The organism is Reichenbachiella faecimaris, assembly GCF_900176375.1.
Classification (GTDB): Bacteria; Bacteroidota; Bacteroidia; order Cytophagales; family Cyclobacteriaceae; genus Reichenbachiella; species Reichenbachiella faecimaris.
Genome location: NZ_FWYF01000001.1, coordinates 1,573,986 through 1,590,015, shown reverse-complemented (window position 1 = coordinate 1,590,015; position 16,030 = coordinate 1,573,986). Strand labels below are relative to the sequence as shown.

17 protein-coding genes are annotated in these 16,030 nt (G+C 40.3%); 12 read left to right on the top strand and 5 right to left on the bottom strand.

Annotation, left to right across the window (positions count from 1 at the left end; genetic code table 11):
• Positions 1 to 56: 56 nt before the first annotated feature.
• The gene (locus tag B9A58_RS20695; RefSeq protein ID WP_262501973.1) at positions 57 to 188 is read left to right on the top strand and encodes a hypothetical protein; all 132 of its coding nucleotides are present in this window, start codon (positions 57 to 59) and stop codon (positions 186 to 188) included.
• A gap of 97 nt (positions 189 to 285) precedes the next feature.
• Here B9A58_RS20695 and B9A58_RS06600 read toward each other — a convergent pair whose 3' ends face one another.
• Together B9A58_RS06600 and B9A58_RS06595 are read right to left on the bottom strand one after the other, a co-directional pair.
• Positions 286 to 1,524, bottom strand: coding sequence for a glycosyltransferase family 4 protein (locus B9A58_RS06600; RefSeq protein ID WP_084371613.1), 1,239 nt, complete (start codon positions 1,522 to 1,524; stop codon positions 286 to 288).
• An 85-nt stretch (positions 1,525 to 1,609) separates the two neighbouring features.
• Positions 1,610 to 2,593 (bottom strand): glycosyltransferase family protein, encoded by a 984-nt coding sequence (locus B9A58_RS06595; protein ID WP_084371612.1) that lies wholly within the window; start codon positions 2,591 to 2,593, stop codon positions 1,610 to 1,612.
• 259 nt (positions 2,594 to 2,852) lie between these two features.
• Here B9A58_RS06595 and B9A58_RS06590 point away from each other — a divergent pair, with 259 nt between their 5' ends.
• The 3 genes from B9A58_RS06590 to B9A58_RS06580 are packed head-to-tail and all read left to right on the top strand — an operon-like array spanning position 2,853 to position 6,277.
• Positions 2,853 to 3,488 carry a glycosyltransferase family 2 protein gene (locus B9A58_RS06590; RefSeq protein ID WP_139793769.1) on the top strand — a complete coding sequence of 212 codons (636 nt, stop codon included), beginning with the start codon at positions 2,853 to 2,855 and terminating at the stop codon, positions 3,486 to 3,488.
• 58 nt (positions 3,489 to 3,546) lie between these two features.
• Positions 3,547 to 5,127: a cyclic peptide export ABC transporter gene (locus B9A58_RS06585; protein WP_245827004.1), complete on the top strand. Its 1,581-nt coding sequence runs from the start codon at positions 3,547 to 3,549 to the stop codon at positions 5,125 to 5,127.
• Positions 5,030 to 6,277 carry a glycosyltransferase gene (locus tag B9A58_RS06580; protein WP_084371609.1) on the top strand — a complete coding sequence of 416 codons (1,248 nt, stop codon included), beginning with the start codon at positions 5,030 to 5,032 and terminating at the stop codon, positions 6,275 to 6,277. The genes B9A58_RS06585 and B9A58_RS06580 overlap by 98 nt, the downstream gene beginning before the upstream one ends.
• Here the strand turns inward: B9A58_RS06580 and B9A58_RS06575 are convergent.
• Together B9A58_RS06575 and B9A58_RS06570 are read right to left on the bottom strand one after the other, a co-directional pair.
• The gene (locus B9A58_RS06575) at positions 6,274 to 7,164 is read right to left on the bottom strand and encodes a hypothetical protein (RefSeq protein ID WP_084371608.1); all 891 of its coding nucleotides are present in this window, start codon (positions 7,162 to 7,164) and stop codon (positions 6,274 to 6,276) included. The two genes, B9A58_RS06580 and B9A58_RS06575, sit on opposite strands and share 4 nt — an antisense overlap.
• Positions 7,151 to 7,648: a hypothetical protein gene (locus B9A58_RS06570; RefSeq protein WP_084371607.1), complete on the bottom strand. Its 498-nt coding sequence runs from the start codon at positions 7,646 to 7,648 to the stop codon at positions 7,151 to 7,153. The genes B9A58_RS06575 and B9A58_RS06570 overlap by 14 nt, the downstream gene beginning before the upstream one ends.
• Before the next feature lie 400 nt (positions 7,649 to 8,048).
• On the opposite strand from B9A58_RS06570, the gene B9A58_RS06565 reads away from it, so the two are divergent.
• Positions 8,049 to 8,846: a glycosyltransferase family A protein gene (locus B9A58_RS06565; RefSeq protein ID WP_084371606.1), complete on the top strand. Its 798-nt coding sequence runs from the start codon at positions 8,049 to 8,051 to the stop codon at positions 8,844 to 8,846.
• A gap of 1 nt (position 8,847) precedes the next feature.
• Here the strand turns inward: B9A58_RS06565 and B9A58_RS06560 are convergent, their stop codons facing one another.
• Complete coding sequence (locus B9A58_RS06560; protein WP_139793768.1) at positions 8,848 to 9,564, bottom strand: hypothetical protein; 717 nt, start codon at positions 9,562 to 9,564, stop codon at positions 8,848 to 8,850.
• Between the two features lie 158 nt (positions 9,565 to 9,722).
• Here B9A58_RS06560 and B9A58_RS06555 point away from each other — a divergent pair, with 158 nt between their 5' ends.
• The 7 genes from B9A58_RS06555 (at position 9,723) to B9A58_RS06525 (ending at position 16,023) form a co-directional block, all read left to right on the top strand.
• On the top strand, positions 9,723 to 10,184 hold the full coding sequence (locus B9A58_RS06555; RefSeq protein WP_139793767.1) for a hypothetical protein: 462 nt from the start codon (positions 9,723 to 9,725) through the stop codon (positions 10,182 to 10,184).
• A 68-nt stretch (positions 10,185 to 10,252) separates the two neighbouring features.
• Positions 10,253 to 11,059: a glutamate racemase gene (gene murI / locus B9A58_RS06550; protein WP_084371603.1), complete on the top strand. Its 807-nt coding sequence runs from the start codon at positions 10,253 to 10,255 to the stop codon at positions 11,057 to 11,059.
• 73 nt (positions 11,060 to 11,132) lie between these two features.
• Entirely contained in the window at positions 11,133 to 12,224 is a 1,092-nt protein-coding gene (nuoH, locus tag B9A58_RS06545) for an NADH-quinone oxidoreductase subunit NuoH (RefSeq protein ID WP_262501981.1), read from the top strand.
• Positions 12,225 to 12,237: 13 nt separating this feature from the next.
• Complete coding sequence (locus B9A58_RS06540; protein WP_245827002.1) at positions 12,238 to 13,263, top strand: 4Fe-4S dicluster domain-containing protein; 1,026 nt, start codon at positions 12,238 to 12,240, stop codon at positions 13,261 to 13,263.
• A gap of 9 nt (positions 13,264 to 13,272) precedes the next feature.
• On the top strand, positions 13,273 to 13,791 hold the full coding sequence (locus tag B9A58_RS06535; RefSeq protein WP_221407820.1) for an NADH-quinone oxidoreductase subunit J family protein: 519 nt from the start codon (positions 13,273 to 13,275) through the stop codon (positions 13,789 to 13,791).
• Complete coding sequence (gene nuoK / locus B9A58_RS06530; protein ID WP_084371600.1) at positions 13,778 to 14,080, top strand: NADH-quinone oxidoreductase subunit NuoK; 303 nt, start codon at positions 13,778 to 13,780, stop codon at positions 14,078 to 14,080. The genes B9A58_RS06535 and nuoK overlap by 14 nt, the downstream gene beginning before the upstream one ends.
• The gene (locus B9A58_RS06525; protein ID WP_084371599.1) at positions 14,080 to 16,023 is read left to right on the top strand and encodes an NADH-quinone oxidoreductase subunit 5 family protein; all 1,944 of its coding nucleotides are present in this window, start codon (positions 14,080 to 14,082) and stop codon (positions 16,021 to 16,023) included. The genes nuoK and B9A58_RS06525 overlap by 1 nt, the downstream gene beginning before the upstream one ends.
• The last annotated feature ends 7 nt before the right edge of the window (positions 16,024 to 16,030 follow it).

The window sequence follows — 16,030 nt, the reverse complement described above, 5'->3', positions numbered from 1 at the left end:
TATGGATTGATCTATTATCAGCCATTAAACAGAGCAAAAAGAGAAAAACACTAAACTTGAATATTGAGAAAGGTTGGTGGAAAGGAGCCACTTCCAGACGAACTGGTCAGGGTGCCCGCAGCATCAAGTTTATCTCGTGTTTCTCTCTTTTTGACTATGCAGCACTTGAGAAATTGATTATAGCATAAAAGTAAAAACGCATACATCGGATCGCAATAGGTAGAAATACTAGAATTTGATGTCAGTAAAGTACTTAGGCTTATTGATCAATAATTCAGCAAAACCTTATTTACATACGGCAGGCGTAGAAATTTCGGAATTGTCGACTGATGTGGATAACTTAGGTATTTGGCGAACAATCAACTGATTAGTTTTAGCTGCTTGATGTTTATAAATTAAGTTGTTATAAATCCCCCATAATTGAGTGTGTAGGTTTTCTATCGTTCTTGATTTGACGAAATTCAAGGCATCACCACTGATTTGTTCACGCAAGCTGTCATTGCGTAGAACGCCTATAATTTGGTCAGAGAACTTCTTGATCTTTCTTGGTTTAATCAGGAATCCTGTTTTGTTGTTTTTGATAAGCTCTGAGGGACCGCCAGCGTTGGCCGCTACGATAGGTAGGCCAGATGCCATGGCTTCTATGATTACATTGCCGAATGTTTCCGATTCTGAAGGAAAGAAGAATAGGTCACACGATGCATAGATTTTTGACAGTTCTGGCCCAACTTTTTTTCCAGTAAAAACAGCTTTGGGCATTTTGTTTTCAAGCCAATCTCGTTTTGGTCCGTCACCTGTGATGATCATGGTAATAGTTTGGTCTGCTTTTCTAAGTTTCTTGTATACCTTATACAAGGTTTTCATTTCCTTTTCTTTAATTAGTCGACTAACAAATAGGATTTTTTTATTTTCATGTGGAATAACCAAGTCAAAAAGAGATTCATCTCGAAAAGCTGGACTGAAATTTTCTATCTTCAATGCTCGTCCCCATACTTTGAGTTTACCTGCTGGGACACTCAATTTAATTAAGTCTTTTTTGATCGTACGGGTCGGAGTAAGTGTCAGGTCTGAATTTTTATAGTACCACATGAGCATCTTCTTTACGATACTGCCTATTAGATAATCGCCCAGTCGCCCAATATAGTATTTTAAATAAACTGGATAATGTGTGTGATAGATGTTCATTACTGGCAAGTCATTTTTGCGGGCATATTTAATGGCAAACTTCCCGAATAATGAGGGTGAAGTGAAGTGTATTAGATCGGGCGAAAATTGATCCAATACACCTTGTAATTTTTTGCCGTTTGGCAAACCCAGACGATACCCCTTTTGAAAGGGTAAATTTAGGTAAGGGGTCAAATGAATTTTGTGCCTGAACGAATTGATGTCCCTTGGCGGATGAGAGGTAATAACTAGTACGTTGAATTGATCCTCGGGAATGGCTTGAAGAATTTTGTGCAGGGTCACACTCACCCCATCAAAGTTTTCTTCTAGAACATCCGCGAAAATTGCAATTTTTCTCATGGCTTAATTTCATGCTGGTTTGTAAAACTCGACCAACTGGATGTCAACACTAAAAAAATAGGGTTATTTAAAAGACAAGCTTACTTTAATCGAAATTTATCTTCAGGTGAGAAATGATCTCATCGGACAACGATGGCATAACATTGAAAGTGTTTTTGCGAGTGGGTGGATTCTCCAAACTGAGAATAAACTCCTGGATCAGCTCTGGTGTGATGGAATCAAAAGTACTGCTTAGGCCAGCACCTAAATGATCCACATACTTGGCGTTCGCCATTTGCTCGAAGTCAGTGGCCTTATAAAGCAAAAGAATTGGCTTCTGTAGAGCCATGGATTCGAAGATGATATTGGAGCCGGAAGAACTAACAATACCCATGGCTCCAGATAACATTTGCTTAAACAGCATATCGTCGGGAGGAAAGTTTTGGATGCCATTAATGTTAACGGGCTGTCCGAAATTTCTTATTGTCATCCCATTTGCTACCAAAGATTTCAGAACTGGGCTACCGTTTCCATCCCGGAAGTAGGAGATCAGATAATTTCCCCGATTGAACTGACTGGTGTCAAATTCGAAATCAGGTTTGACTAAAACCGATTTGCTGTCTTTGGTATTAAGCGGGCAGAAATGCAAGATGAATCTAAAGTCAGCCCACTGGCTAGCGACACGAACTTTGAGACTCTCCTTGAGTAATCCCCATTGAGAAAGAGAAATGGGATGTTTGCAATAGGGAAAGATGAGCGCATGACCAATCGAAAAAATTGGAATGCCCAGCCATTTGGCTACCCACATACTGGGAGCATCACCGTCAGAAATAAGTATATCTGGCTTTATACTTCTAAGTTGGTTGTAGTCATGTATGATCCTTTTGATGAAATCAAACAAGGATGATTTTGGAAAAATGGATGCAACTTGCCTCACTTCAAACCTTTCTGCCAGAACTGGATAGGCATCTCGCCCAGCAAATAGCTTAAGTTTATATTTCCTTAGTATTAGCTTTTTGATAACAGTAAGTGCTCTTGACGAATGTCCACGCCCCCGTCCATGAACATAATATGCGATTATTAAAGACATCTCTTAATTTCGGTTAGATCAGTGGCTATGTATGCCTGTTTGATGGTCGAATTAAAGTTTAAATCCATTTTTATAAAGCGTGTTCTCTTTTAACAGAAGCAGTATTTTGCCTAAATCCCCGTTACTTCACGATCCCTCATTGCGTTATAAGCTGTCCTTCTGTTTGACGCATAAAAATAGGTGGGAATCTTTGAAAATGACACTCCGTCAAAATCTTAACGATAATTTAACAGACCGAAAATTTATTGAATTCATATTAATGGATTTTGATAAAGGTGATCATGTGAAGAATTGGATAATCAAGGAGTTTGGCGAATTCCTGAGTGATGGATATTTAAAATACTTCCATTGTCCGAGTCTGGATCAGTGGAACGCATCCATAGCTAAAAATACAAGTCACAAAATGGCTTCTGGCGCTGTGCTGGTCAATCTTGATTGTGACAATTATACGGGATTACAAGGTGGTTCATTTGTATTAGATCAATTTCGTAAGGCTGAGGAGAATATTGTTTTGTGGCAATTCTCAAAGATCAAACAGGATGGTTCTTTTGGTAGAATATCAATAACCAGAGACCTTTTCAAAATACTTGGAGGCTACGATGAGTCATTTTTACCTATGGGGTATCAGGATGATGACTTGATGGCTAGAGCCAAAGCAAGGGGAGCACTTCTTATTCATCGCAGAAACCCAGAATATAATAGAGCCATTCCAAATGAAAAATATCTACCAGCCGCTATGACTTACAAAGAAATGAAAATGGCAAATAAGGCGCTGTCTAAGAAAAATGTGCGTTTAGGTATGCTCATTGCCAATTCTGGTCAGTTTGGATTGAATGAGATTTATGCGCTAGATGCAGAAGGAAAACTGGTTAAGCACGAGGAATTGGATTGTTGATATGAATTTTTTGACCCTACTAAAGAAAACATCGCCCAGGACATTTTTCCTGGCAATAATGGTAAGTGCACTATCGGGCATTTGCTCTACCTATGTCATCAAGCTTATCCATCAGTACATTAATTTTGGCCTGGTAGAAGCCCAAAGTTTTTTTATCGAGTTTGCTAGTGCAGTCACTTGCTTTGGCGTATTTGGCGTATTATCTTCTTATTTTATTTCTGTACTTACGCAGTCCATGATACTGAAGCTGAGGGTTGAAATGTCCTCGAAGATATTGAATGCTTCTTATCAAAAAATAGAACAAAGGCTAGACCATGTTCTTCCCGTTCTTACCACGGATATCAATTTTGTGTCTGCCAGTATGAATCGTCTGCCACCTGTGGTGACAGGCCTGGCTACAGCTATAGGATGTTTGATTTACCTCTTTTATCTGTCATGGATGTTGACGTTAGGCTGTACGCTTATATTTGCATTCGGTTTTCTTATCAATTATCTAGCACTTCCTTACCTCAAAAAATATAGTGAGCAGGCCAGGGACGAATGGGATAAAATTCATAAAAATTTTGAAGGTGTAGTCATGGGCATGAAGGAGTTGAAGCTCAATCATGAACACCGTGAAAATTTCATTCGTAAAAATGTGGAGCCCAACTGTCTCAAGGAGCAACAGTACAGAGTAAAAGAAGAAACACTCTATGCAGTATCTGCAAGAGTCGTGGAGGTTGTGCTGTTCATGGGGGTGGGCATACTCATTTATGTAATCGACGGATCGGTTTGGATTACCACAGAGTCGTTTGGCAATTACCTATTGGTTTTGCTTTTCACTGTTGCACCATTAGCCACAGTAAGTGGCTTTATCAAACACATTAAGCGCACCCAGATTTCATTAAACAAAATTGATCAGATAGGAATTTCATTGGAAGAGGAATTGGAAGACTGCCAAACAGGACCAGAAGAGCTAGAATGGAATCCAAGGTTCGATCCTATTTTTTCACTTTCTCAGGTCTATTTTAACTATGGAAACGACGAAAATTTTTCAATAGGTCCACTGAACCTTGACGTGAAAAAAGGAGAAATTATCTATGTAGTAGGCGGGAACGGAAGCGGCAAAACAACATTCATAAAAATGCTAACGGGACTCTATCAGATTGCAGATGGAGAACTTTGGTTTAAAAATCAGAAAATTGAATTGCAACATCTGGATTACTATAGAAAACATTTTGCAGGAGTATTTACAGACTACCATTTGTTTGATGATTTACATCATATCAAAGCTGACATGATGGAAAAAAATGCCCAGCCTTTGCTGGAGCAATTAGAAATTGATCATAAGGTTCAAATCGTTGACGGAAAAATTTCTACTACTCGATTATCATATGGTCAGCGCAAGAGGCTGGCTATGATGATCTCCATTTTAGAAGATAAAGAAATATACATTTTTGATGAGTGGGCAGCTAATCAAGACCCATACTTCAAAGAAATATTTTACACCAAACTTTTACCTCAGCTCAAGGCAAAAGAAAAAACTATTATAGCCATTTCTCATGATGAGAAGTATTTTTCTTTTGCTGATCGAGTGGTTAAAATGGAAGAAGGTCAGCTGGTATCAATCCATTTCCAAAAGGATGTTCTGCCTGGTTGATTGTAATAATTTTTGGAGCCCAAGTGGAGGAGGTGTGCGACGCTATCATCTTGAAAAACTAAAGTATTTCAAAAGAAGAGCTGATATCGAGTATGTTTTCGTAATGCACGATACCAAGACCTATACCGAAAAGGTTAGCGACAACGTGACCATAGAGCATTTGAGCGTCCCCAAGGTTTTGGGACAATGGGAATATCGTTATCTCATTCGTCAGTCAGTTTTGGAGCCTTTGCTTCTCAAACTGAACCCTGATGCCATTGAGGTAGGTTCTCCGTATTTTATGCCCAAGATGGTTAATTCAATTGTAAGGAAGCACCAGCTGAAAGCTAAAGTGTTTGGTTTTTGGCATGCTGATTTTCCAGTTACCTATGTGCGTAGGTTTTTGAATAGAATGCCATTCAGTTTGGCTGAGAAAGGCGAAGCTATAGCTTGGAAGTTTGCTAGAAAGCATTACAACGCCATGGATAGTGTTTTAGTGTCGAGTCAATTGGTAATAGACCGAATGCAAGACAATGGAATGAGGAATATTCAATTTGTTCCATTAGGTGTGGATATTGATGCTTTTCATCCCCAGAGGCGAGATGAAGGCTTAGTGAATAAACTCAGGGCAGGTCAGTCTGATCGATTGATTTTGTTTTTCCCACATAGGTTTTGCCAAGAGAAAGGTTTGCGGCTGTTGTTGGATGCCTATCCATTGCTGTGCAAAAGACTGAAATGTGAGCCCACTTTGTTGCTAGCGGGTATGGGCCCAGATATTAGACTAGTGGAGGCAGCTGCTTCAGAATATGAACATATTCATCACCTTGGCTTTGTAAAAGAAGTAGCTGATATGGCGACGTACTATGCAAGTGCAGATTTGGGATTTGCACTAAGCAGCTGGGAGACTTTTGGATTGTCTCTTGTAGAATCGCTTAGTGCTGGATTGCCACTGATAGCGGCAAATGATGGAGCCGCCAAAGAACATATAGAAAAATCAGGTGCGGGATTCGTCTTGGATGAGCCAACTGTTGAGAAGCTGTGCGAGAAGATTGTTGCTTTTGCCAATTTAAAAAACAAATCAAAACTGCAAGCGAGTGCCAGAAACTATGCCGGAAAATTGAGCTGGAAAAATTGCTTTGACCGTCAGTTGAGTATCTACAAAACCAGCTAAGTTTCTAGAAACTTCCACTTGTTTAGTTGGGTAATGTTTAGCCTATCAATCCAGATCCCCCAAGGAAAGCCTATCAAGATCAATTCAGACATGAATTTGCCAAACCAGATATTCATTGTCAGATAAATACCGATATGCATGCCGATTATGGCTAACGTAATGAAAGGTCTCGTGCGCCTAAACCAGATGAGAAAACCAAAAAACTCAGTCGTAATCCCAATGATCAAAATAAGTGTCGCAATTGGCATGCTGATGAAGGCGAGTTCCTGTAGGAAATTGTATTCAACAGCTCCATATTTTGACAAATGGTCTATACTTTTTTCGCTCATCCATAGCCATAAGTGTCGACCATCTACCCAATGAAACCCTGTGGCAATCAACTTGGATATAGAGGCAGTAGTATAACCAAAGCCGATAAAGAAATAGACCAGCCCCATGGTAATACTGGCTCTGTGTCTGTTGTCTTCGTATAGATAAGTACTAAGTCCCAATGCCAGTAAACTAAGTCCAACAAAGTTGGCACTATGGGGAATTTCACCTAGGCAATATCTCGAACAAAAAAGTAAATGAAGTATCAAGAAAGCAATCAAGTACAGCCACCTTGGACCAACCCTGAAAAATGCCAAGATGCCGAGAATAGAAAGTGTGCCGGCCAAAACCATTGGGAGCTCGCTGCCGAACATGAAGCCAATATCTAGATAGGTGGCTATTCCAAGCGGCAAGACCACCTCTTTTATTTTCAGTATGTAAAAAGCCCAAGACCAGGCCAAATCTATGGAGTTATAAATCGCAAAAGCTTCAAACAACTTAAAGTATAATTTTTGCCCAGAAGTAAGCTCGGCACCAGTGCCAAACAAATGGACTACAATCTTGTCAAGGATTTTCATGACTGAAATAAATAGATGGATCTAATTGAGGGTTGAAATGATTGTCTTGCTGATCGAATAAAATGAAGGGTAAGGCCGAAGCAGATACTCCTGATGTTCCAGTCAATTGGCCCTGGACTTTGATCACGAGCAATTTTTTGTTTTTGATATGATTTTCTCCAATCATGTAGCGTAGAGCTTCCACACGCTGATTGTTCCAGTTCTGAGTTTTACAAACAAAATTGGAGTAGTCAATATTGTCAATTCCTAAAGCTTCTGTCGTAGCTGGACGCCCAGGAAGATCTGGATAATTGTAAGTTTTCCAAATTAAAGAATCTGGCACTTCGCTTACTTCACGAATCAGTGCTCTCGTCCATGGTTGTCCCGCTTTAGAAAACATAGGGTATATGCTGAAAGGCCAAAATTCTCCTTTGTGAGTGGCTACCAATAGAGCATTTATGCTAAAAATGATAAGGAGAATTTTCCCTGCTTGCTTTCTAAACATTTGGATGACGATTCGTTTTCAAATATATCTAGCCATGGGATAGCAAAAGGCTCGCTAGGCATAGCCTGCCCAAAACTTAACACAATGTTTACTTAGCTATTTTTTTATAACAGAGACTTAACCATGGCATAAAAATTAGAATACATATCAAGTATAAATTAGTGGTAAGCAATTTTAATATTCAAAAAATGCTAAACTATGTTGTGGAAAAAGGTTAAAAAATCGGAGAGAATCAGTTGGCTTGTTTTGTTGCTTTGTTTTCTGACGGTACTTTCATTCAGCTGCGCAGTTGAGGAAGATCCTCAACCCCGTTCAGAGGAGTCTGACCAGAAAGATAATCAGTTGCTTGAGTTGATTGGAGCAATTGATAACTAATTATTAACGCTTAAGCCCTTTCTATTTGAATACTCAATTACCCATTGTCGTCAGTCTTACATCTATTCAGTCGAGACTTGAATATGTGAGCAAGGTCATTGATTCTATATTAAACCAGAGCCTAAAGGCAGACCGTGTATTGCTCTGGCTGTCGGAAGATTCGCATTTATTGGACCAAGGGGTGAAAGAAGTACCTGAGCGTCTCAGGGAACTTGAAAGTTTAGGATTAGAAATCCACTGGACTAAAAATACTGGCCCCTACCGAAAGCTGATTCCTACGGCAAAACTCATGAATAAAGAAAACTGTCTAATCGTGACGGCTGATGATGATGTGATCTATCCTGAGAATTGGCTGGAGCGTTTGGTTGGAGAATATCAAAAGAATAAAGATTGTGTTATTTGCTACCGTGGTCGAATCATGAGTCATGAAGAAAATACTTTAAGAAAGTTAATTTCTCGGAGCAAATTAAAACCCTACGGAAAATGGACACGCACACATGAGGTCAAGGATAAAAATGAATTAGGGCCAAGTCTCAATATTTTCCCGACGGGAAAAGATGGTGTGTTGTATCCGAGTGACAGACTCCATGAAGAGCTGTTCAATAAGTCTATTTATTTGGACATGGTGCCTACCAATGACGACATCTGGTTCAAAGCCATGACCCTGATTACAAATACGAAAGTAAAGTGCATAGAGGATCATAAGGATTTTTCCGAAATTGAAGAGACACGAGAGGCTACGCTATTCAGATTGGGTGGTAATCGTAAGAAAAACGACCGTATGATCCATGAGGTCTTTGCTCGTTACAACTTACTTCCTTAGGCTAGCTCTTTTTCAAACTTTGCCATATAGCACACTGCAGCCAGCCGAAAGAAGCAGACATTACATGTATAAAGGATATGTGAATATTATTCCCTAACACGAAGTGGTTGAATACCTCGAACCCAAAAACAAGGGAAAAGAGAAACCATTTCTTTGGGCTGAAGTAGGAGAGGCCACCTATTAGCGCAAATATACCCACTGAGCCTCCCATCCAGGCTCTGGCAAAACCATACATGACAAAGTGAGACTCTGGCCATAAACTATTCAGAATTTGAAAGAGGCCTCCAAAAAATAACCCAATCAGCAAATAGGTGGAAAAGTATATGAATACGGTAGGGCGGGTGCCATGCTGTGCCTCGAAAGATTGAACTGGAAAGAGAAATCCAAACACAGTTACAAATAGGATATGAACAAAATCATTGTGGAACCAGGCCGTGGTGAAACCAGTAGCCATAAAGTGCCAAAAATCTGTTTTGAACTGTCCCATCCACATCATCCATTCGCACTGTAGCATCATTTGCCAAGTGCCTTCGTCACAATTTCTTCTAGGAGCAAAACCGAGTGTACCTAGTATATACCAGATGATAAGAAGGTAGAGCAAGCTAAACTTTCGGCTCAAGACCCATTGCTTCAAAGAATGATAAGTGCCCCCAGAAGGCTTGGTCCAGGGCCATAAATAAGGCACCCAGTACTTACGTTGTTGATGATTTATACTCAAAGAAACGTCATTAATACAATAAGGAGCAAATCAAATGGAATATCTGGATTCATCAACTATCTGCTTAGAAGCATAACAATTACTTAGCATTAGCCTAATGCTGAGCTAAAGAAAACGGAGCTTTTGAGGAGTAGCTTTGTGAAAACGAAAATATTAAAATGAAATATTTATCAATACCGATGTGTGCCGCCACGTTGATTATCCTGGTAGGCTGTGGGTCAGGTTCACAGACTGCTTCGGAAGTAGAGGATAGGACTGTTGAAGAGGTGCCAGTTGTTATGCCAGTCGATAAGGGTGTATCCTTAATCTTTTATAAGCTCGATGATTTTGCGAAAATATATGTTGGAGATTCATTAGTGCTGGATACTTCAGAAAAGTATGGAATGAATCCTGATCATGATGTGCTTTTGAATTTGGACGAAATCTTGATTGATGGACGACAGCTTATTATTGAAGCTCATAATTCTGGCTGTACAGACTGTAATAGCAACAAGTGGGAGATCATATATGAAATATTTATGAATGGTGAGAGTATCGACTACGTTTCAGAGGATTCAAATGGTCAGCCTTCAGAATTGGGTCTTATGATTAAAATCAAGCATGAGCTGGACAAGCTTTAACTGAGAAATGCCAAGTTGTTTGCAAGTATAGATTTATCACACATATTTGCAATTCAAGATCACAGGCATTGGATAAAAACGCACCCATTGGAATTTTTGATAGTGGCGTAGGGGGACTTACGGTAGCTCAGGCAGTTAAAAAGTTGCTGCCAGAAGAAGACATGATTTACTTCGGAGACAGTGCACACTTGCCTTATGGCGACAAATCAGCCGCTACGATTCAGGCCTACTCGATCAAAATCACAGACATTCTGCTCCAGCGTGGTTGCAAGGTAATTTTGATCGCGTGCAATTCCGCCTCTGCAGCAGCCTACGATCTGATCAAAGCCTATGTGGGCAGCAAAGCTCATGTGATCAACGTGATAGATCCAGTGATCGAGCATTTGAAGGAAGGAAAGTCAGGAAAGAAAGTAGGCTTGATTGGTACCCTTCAGACTGTCAATTCAAAAGTCTTTGAAACCAAAATCAAAAATGAGGCCGTGGATGTTGAGTTTAGTGCTTTAGCTACTCCTTTGCTAGTGCCCATGATTGAGGAGGGTTTTATCCATGATTCGGTCAGTCATGAGATCATCGCCAACTATCTGGGCGACCCATCGTTAGCAGGCATTGATGCTTTGATCCTGGGCTGTACCCATTATCCCATCATCAAAGAAGACATAAAAGAATTTTACAAAAGCAAGGTAGAATTAGTTGATTCTGCTAATATTGTAGCTCGAAGCTTAAAACAGCAATTAAAGGCCCTGAATTTACTAAGCGACCAAACAGATGGTAATGATCAATTTCTCGTATCAGACTACACCCCAGCTTTTGAAAAAGCAGCCCGCCTTTTCTTCAACAAGGAAATTCACCTTGAGAAGTACCCTCTCTGGGAGTAATTGTTGCTGTTGTTGTTGCTAATTTGATCTTTAACATAAGATCATTCTTTTCTGCCTACCAGATGGGTCAATCATCTGGAATTTCCTAAGAGAATTCTTAACTTACTCTTTTATTCAATCACTGATGATAGCATTTTTATTCTATCTCCCTTTCATGTTAGTATTTGCGCTGTTGGCCGTCTACGCCGAGCGGAAGGTCTCTGCTTTTATGCAAGACAGGTTGGGGCCTATGGTGGTGGGTAAGTATGGCATTCTTCAAACTTTCGCAGATGCACTAAAGATGCTTCAAAAAGAAGACATCATCACCAAATCTGCCGACCGAGTATTGTTCGTTTTAGCACCTTTGGTTATGTTTACGGCCATTTTTTCAGGATTTGCTGTGTTGCCACTTACTTCTGATATCACAGGTTCTCAAGTCGAAACAGGTGTGTTTTTCCTGATGGCCGTGATTTCCCTAGATGTCATTGGTATCCTGATGGCTGGCTGGGGATCGAATAGTAAGTTTTCACTTTTTGGGTCTTTGAGAGCGGTCGCTCAAATCGTGTCCTATGAAATTCCCCTGGGTCTATCCATTCTTTGTGTGGTTATGCTCACACAAACCTTGAACCTACAAGAGATGTCAATCCAACAAGGACTGCTCAATCCAGAAAATACTTACGGAGGTTTCCTTGCATGGAATGTTATGAGATACCCCATGTTGTGGGTCGTATTTGTGATCTATTTTATTGCCTCCTTGGCAGAATCGAATCGTACGCCTTTCGATTTGCCCGAATCAGAATCAGAATTAATTGGAGGTTTTCATACAGAATATTCAGGATTTCGCTGGGCTATTATTATGCTTGGCGAATATGGTATGATGCTTTTGGTTTCGCTAGTGGCATCCATCCTGTTTTTTGGGAGCTGGAATACACCATTGCCAAATATTGGGGTAGTGAAACTGGCTGATTGGACATCTGGTACTCACGGGACTTTGTTAGGTGATGCTCTAGGTATCTTCTGGTTGCTTGGCAAAGCCATGATGCTAGTATTTGTGCAAATGTGGGTGCGATGGACTTATCCTCGCGTCAGAGTGGATCAGATGATGTCCTTGAGCTGGAAATATCTCACGCCAATTGGGCTATTCATGGTATTTGTATGTGGTATTTGGAAATTGTGGGTAGGCTAACTGATTAAGAAATTTGAAACAATATTTTAAAAATATTATCCAGACGTCTTCTTCGCTCCTTTATGGGTTGAAGATTACCATGCGTCATTTCTGGCAAGCACGGACTTCACGTACACCTGTGGGTGTGGAGGACAAGACCTATTTCGAACAAAAGGAGGGCATTGTAACACTCCAATATCCTTTCGAGCAATTGCCTGTGCCAGATACAGGTCGTTATCAACTGCACAATGAAATTGATGATTGTATCGTCTGTGACAAGTGTGCCAAAATTTGCCCAGTCAATTGTATAGATATTGAGCCTGTAAGGGCTGTGGAGGAAATAGGTAAGACCTCTGATGGTACTTCAAAAAGAATATATGCGGCCAAATTCGATATTGATATGTCGAAGTGTTGTTTTTGTGGTCTCTGCACAGTGGTTTGCCCTACAGAGTGTCTGACCATGACCAAAGATTATGATTTCAGTGTCTTCGACTTGAAAGAACACAATTTTGAATTTGGTGATATGAGCCCAGAGATGGTTGCAGAAAAGAAGACTGAATTTGAAGTGCATGCTGCAGAAAAAGAAAAAGCTAAGGCAGCAGTGGTAGCTGCTAAAGCGGCACCTGAAGCTGAAGGATCAATAGAGACTATGGCCAAGCCTAAAACTGGAGGGTTTAAACCTAAGGTGAAAGCCACAAGCGCCAAACTTCAAATTCCAAAAAACAAAAAAGAGGAAGCAGAAAAGCAGAGCCAAGATTCAGGTGATAAAAAACAAGAAACAAAAGCTGCCAAGCCTGTTTTTAAACCCAAGGTAAAGCCAGTAGTGAAAAGGGCAGAAGACGGAAGTCAGAAGTCAGAAGGTGAGGATTCAAAGCCAAAAGCCCAAGGCTCAAAACCTGTTTTCAAACCTAAGGTAAAGTCGGTAGTTAAAAAGACGGAAGATGAAAGCCCGAAGTCGGAAGAAGCAAAGTCGGAAGAAAGCCAAGAGCCTAAGGTCGAAAGCCCAAAGGCTAAAAAGCCAGTTTTTCGACCTAAGATCAAACCCAAGAAGAAAGATTAAATGGAGGGATTGAACATTATAGCATTTTATATCTTAGCTGGATTTTCCGTATTTTCTGCACTTGGGATTCTTTTTGCTCGAAATGTGGTGCATGCCGTATTCATGCTGGTGTTGGTGTTTTTGGGTATTGCTGGTGTGTTTATTATTTCCAATGCTGAATTTGTAGGTGTCGCCCAAATCATGATCTATATTGGTGGCATATTGATATTAATGATGTTTGGTATCATGCTGACCCATAGAATAGATGGCCATAGATTAGAAACACAGAACAGAAGGGTGCTGATAGCTAGCTTATTGGGATTTGGTCTCTTAGGCATTTTGCTCTACCCGTTGAAAGATGGTTTTCCATTATTTGATTTTGCGAAAGAGCCAGCAAATGAATTGACAGTTACCGAACAAATCGGAGTTCATCTGATGACCACTGAACTAATCGCACTGGAAGTGACTGCAGTTTTATTACTGATGGCTTTGATAGGGGCAGCTTATATCGCTGGATACAACTTAAAAAAGAAGCATGGTACCGATTGAGCATTATATCATATTTAGTTCCTTGCTGCTAGTCATCGGACTGGTGATTGTTCTTATCAAACGTAGTGTGATCATGATTTTAGCTGGTGTGGAACTTATCCTCAATGCAGCTAATATCAATTTGATTGCATTTTCACAAAATGACCCCAACCTTTCTGGTCAGATGATGACGCTTTTTGTGATCGTAGTGGCGGTAGCTGAGTCGGCAGTAGCCCTTGCTATTGTCTATCAAATATTCAGACATCAAGGCGTGTCTGACATGGATCAACTCAACGAACTCAAAGGCTGATGGAAAATAGTTGGCTCTATATCATCCTTTTGGCTCCACTGGTTAGCGCAGGTCTTTCATTCTTCGCAATGAAAAAATGGGCTGGTCGCGTGCTCATGGCTTTTTCAACTATGGCATTGATAGCTTCAGTGATGGCATGGATACAATTACCATTTGGAACTGGAGTAGATGTCGATTGGATCATGGCTGGTAATCAAGCCTTGCAAGCTGGGCTTTACTACGATCAGTTGGCTGGGATTATGTGTATTGTGGTGGCCATTGTGGCTCTACTGGTTACTGTTTTCTCGTTGGAGTATATGAAACACGACGAGGCTCAACCCAGGTATTTTGCTTTACTAGGCTTGTTTGCTTTCTCCATGTATGGCATTGTGCTTTCTTCTAATCTGCTACTGACTTTTGTTTTTTGGGAATTGGTAGGCTTCAGTTCCTATCTACTTATAGGTTTTTGGTTTGAAAGGGAAGCACCACCCATATCGTCTTTCAAAGCATTCTTGATGAACAAAGTAGGGGATGTTGGTTTCCTTCTGGGAATTTTCGTTCTTTTTGCCTATTTCAAAACGTTAAATATTCAATCACTGATTGGGCTTGATCCATTGACAACTGGCATTCCTAATGCTATGCTGATTACCTTGGGAATTGGCCTTTTCTTGGCGGCAGTTGGCAAATCCGCTCAATTTCCATTGCAAACCTGGCTGCCAGATGCCATGACGGGTCCTACGCCTGTTTCGGCTTTGATTCATGCAGCAACTATGGTAGCTGCAGGTGTGTATTTGATGGTGAGGGTATTTCCTTTGTTGGCACAAGAGGTGTTGACTATTATTGGGATAATAGGTGGTATCACGGCTTTTATGGGTGCATTTGCTGCTTTCGCTCAAAATGACATTAAGAAGATTTTGGCTTATTCTACAGTGTCCCAATTAGGGTATATGATTATGGCAGTGGGTGCCGGATTTCCAGTAGCAGCTTTCATTCATTTAACTACCCATGCTTTTTTCAAGGCAGGATTATTTCTTTGCTCTGGCAGTATCATTCACTACTACCATGAGACCACTCATGAAGAAGGCTTTGATGCTCAAGACATTCGTAATATGGGTGGATTGAAAATGGTACTCCCAGTAACCTTCGTAGCCTTTACACTCTGTATGCTTTCATTGGCTGGACTGCCTTTGTTTTCAGGATTTTTATCCAAAGAAATGATTTTGAATGGATTGGCTTCAGCTGATCACTTACCCACCTTTGTTATTGTTTTCGGTTTCGCCTCTGTTTTTATGACAGCAGCCTATATGGCTCGATTATATTTCAAAGTATTCTTTAATAGTGAGTCAAAGGCAGAGAAGTACACAGAGGTATTTTCAGTGAAAGTCCCTTTGCTTGTGCTTTCACTTTTGTCAATTGGATTTGTATTTTCAGTTAATCCTTTCAATCCTGATAGTAGTTGGCTTTTGCCAATACTTGCGAATGCTAACGGAAGTTCAGCTGCCGTGCATTATACTTTAGTTCCTATTATATCTATTGGTTTGGCTCTATCAGGCTTGCTATTTTCTTATTTATATGTCGAAAAGAAAATGTTTGGCAATCTGATATCAGTGGTGAAATCTCTGACCTATCAATTATCCCATAAGAATTTCTACTTGGATGAATTTTATCAGCATGCAGTGGTGAGCGGTTCGTTACTTTTGGCGAAAGCTTCCTATTGGTGGGATCAGAAAGTTGTGGATCGCATGGTGAATTTGGTTGGAAAAACTCAAGTCGTAGTGGCTTATTTGATTGGCTGGTTTGATAGCAATATTGTGGATGGTTTTGTGAAGTTGGTCACTTGGTTTGCAACGTTTAGTGGCAATAGAACCCGACAAATACAAGGCGGAAACTTGCAGGCTTATCTGGCTTGGGCTGTTTTTGGTGTGTTGTTGATTTTTTACTTTTTTGAATTATTGATTGGATAAATATGGT

Coding starts and splice junctions, on each gene's coding strand:
- B9A58_RS06595 (WP_084371612.1), bottom strand. CDS start 2,593: ATGTCTTTAATAATCGCATATTATGTTCATGGACGGGGGCGTGGACAT.
- B9A58_RS06590 (WP_139793769.1), top strand. CDS start 2,853: ATGGATTTTGATAAAGGTGATCATGTGAAGAATTGGATAATCAAGGAG.
- B9A58_RS06525 (WP_084371599.1), top strand. CDS start 14,080: ATGGAAAATAGTTGGCTCTATATCATCCTTTTGGCTCCACTGGTTAGC.
- B9A58_RS06585 (WP_245827004.1), top strand. CDS start 3,547: ATGGTAAGTGCACTATCGGGCATTTGCTCTACCTATGTCATCAAGCTT.
- B9A58_RS06555 (WP_139793767.1), top strand. CDS start 9,723: ATGAAATATTTATCAATACCGATGTGTGCCGCCACGTTGATTATCCTG.
- B9A58_RS06600 (WP_084371613.1), bottom strand. CDS start 1,524: ATGAGAAAAATTGCAATTTTCGCGGATGTTCTAGAAGAAAACTTTGAT.
- nuoK (WP_084371600.1), top strand. CDS start 13,778: ATGGTACCGATTGAGCATTATATCATATTTAGTTCCTTGCTGCTAGTC.
- B9A58_RS06580 (WP_084371609.1), top strand. CDS start 5,030: ATGATGAGAAGTATTTTTCTTTTGCTGATCGAGTGGTTAAAATGGAAG.
- B9A58_RS06570 (WP_084371607.1), bottom strand. CDS start 7,648: ATGTTTAGAAAGCAAGCAGGGAAAATTCTCCTTATCATTTTTAGCATA.
- B9A58_RS06575 (WP_084371608.1), bottom strand. CDS start 7,164: ATGAAAATCCTTGACAAGATTGTAGTCCATTTGTTTGGCACTGGTGCC.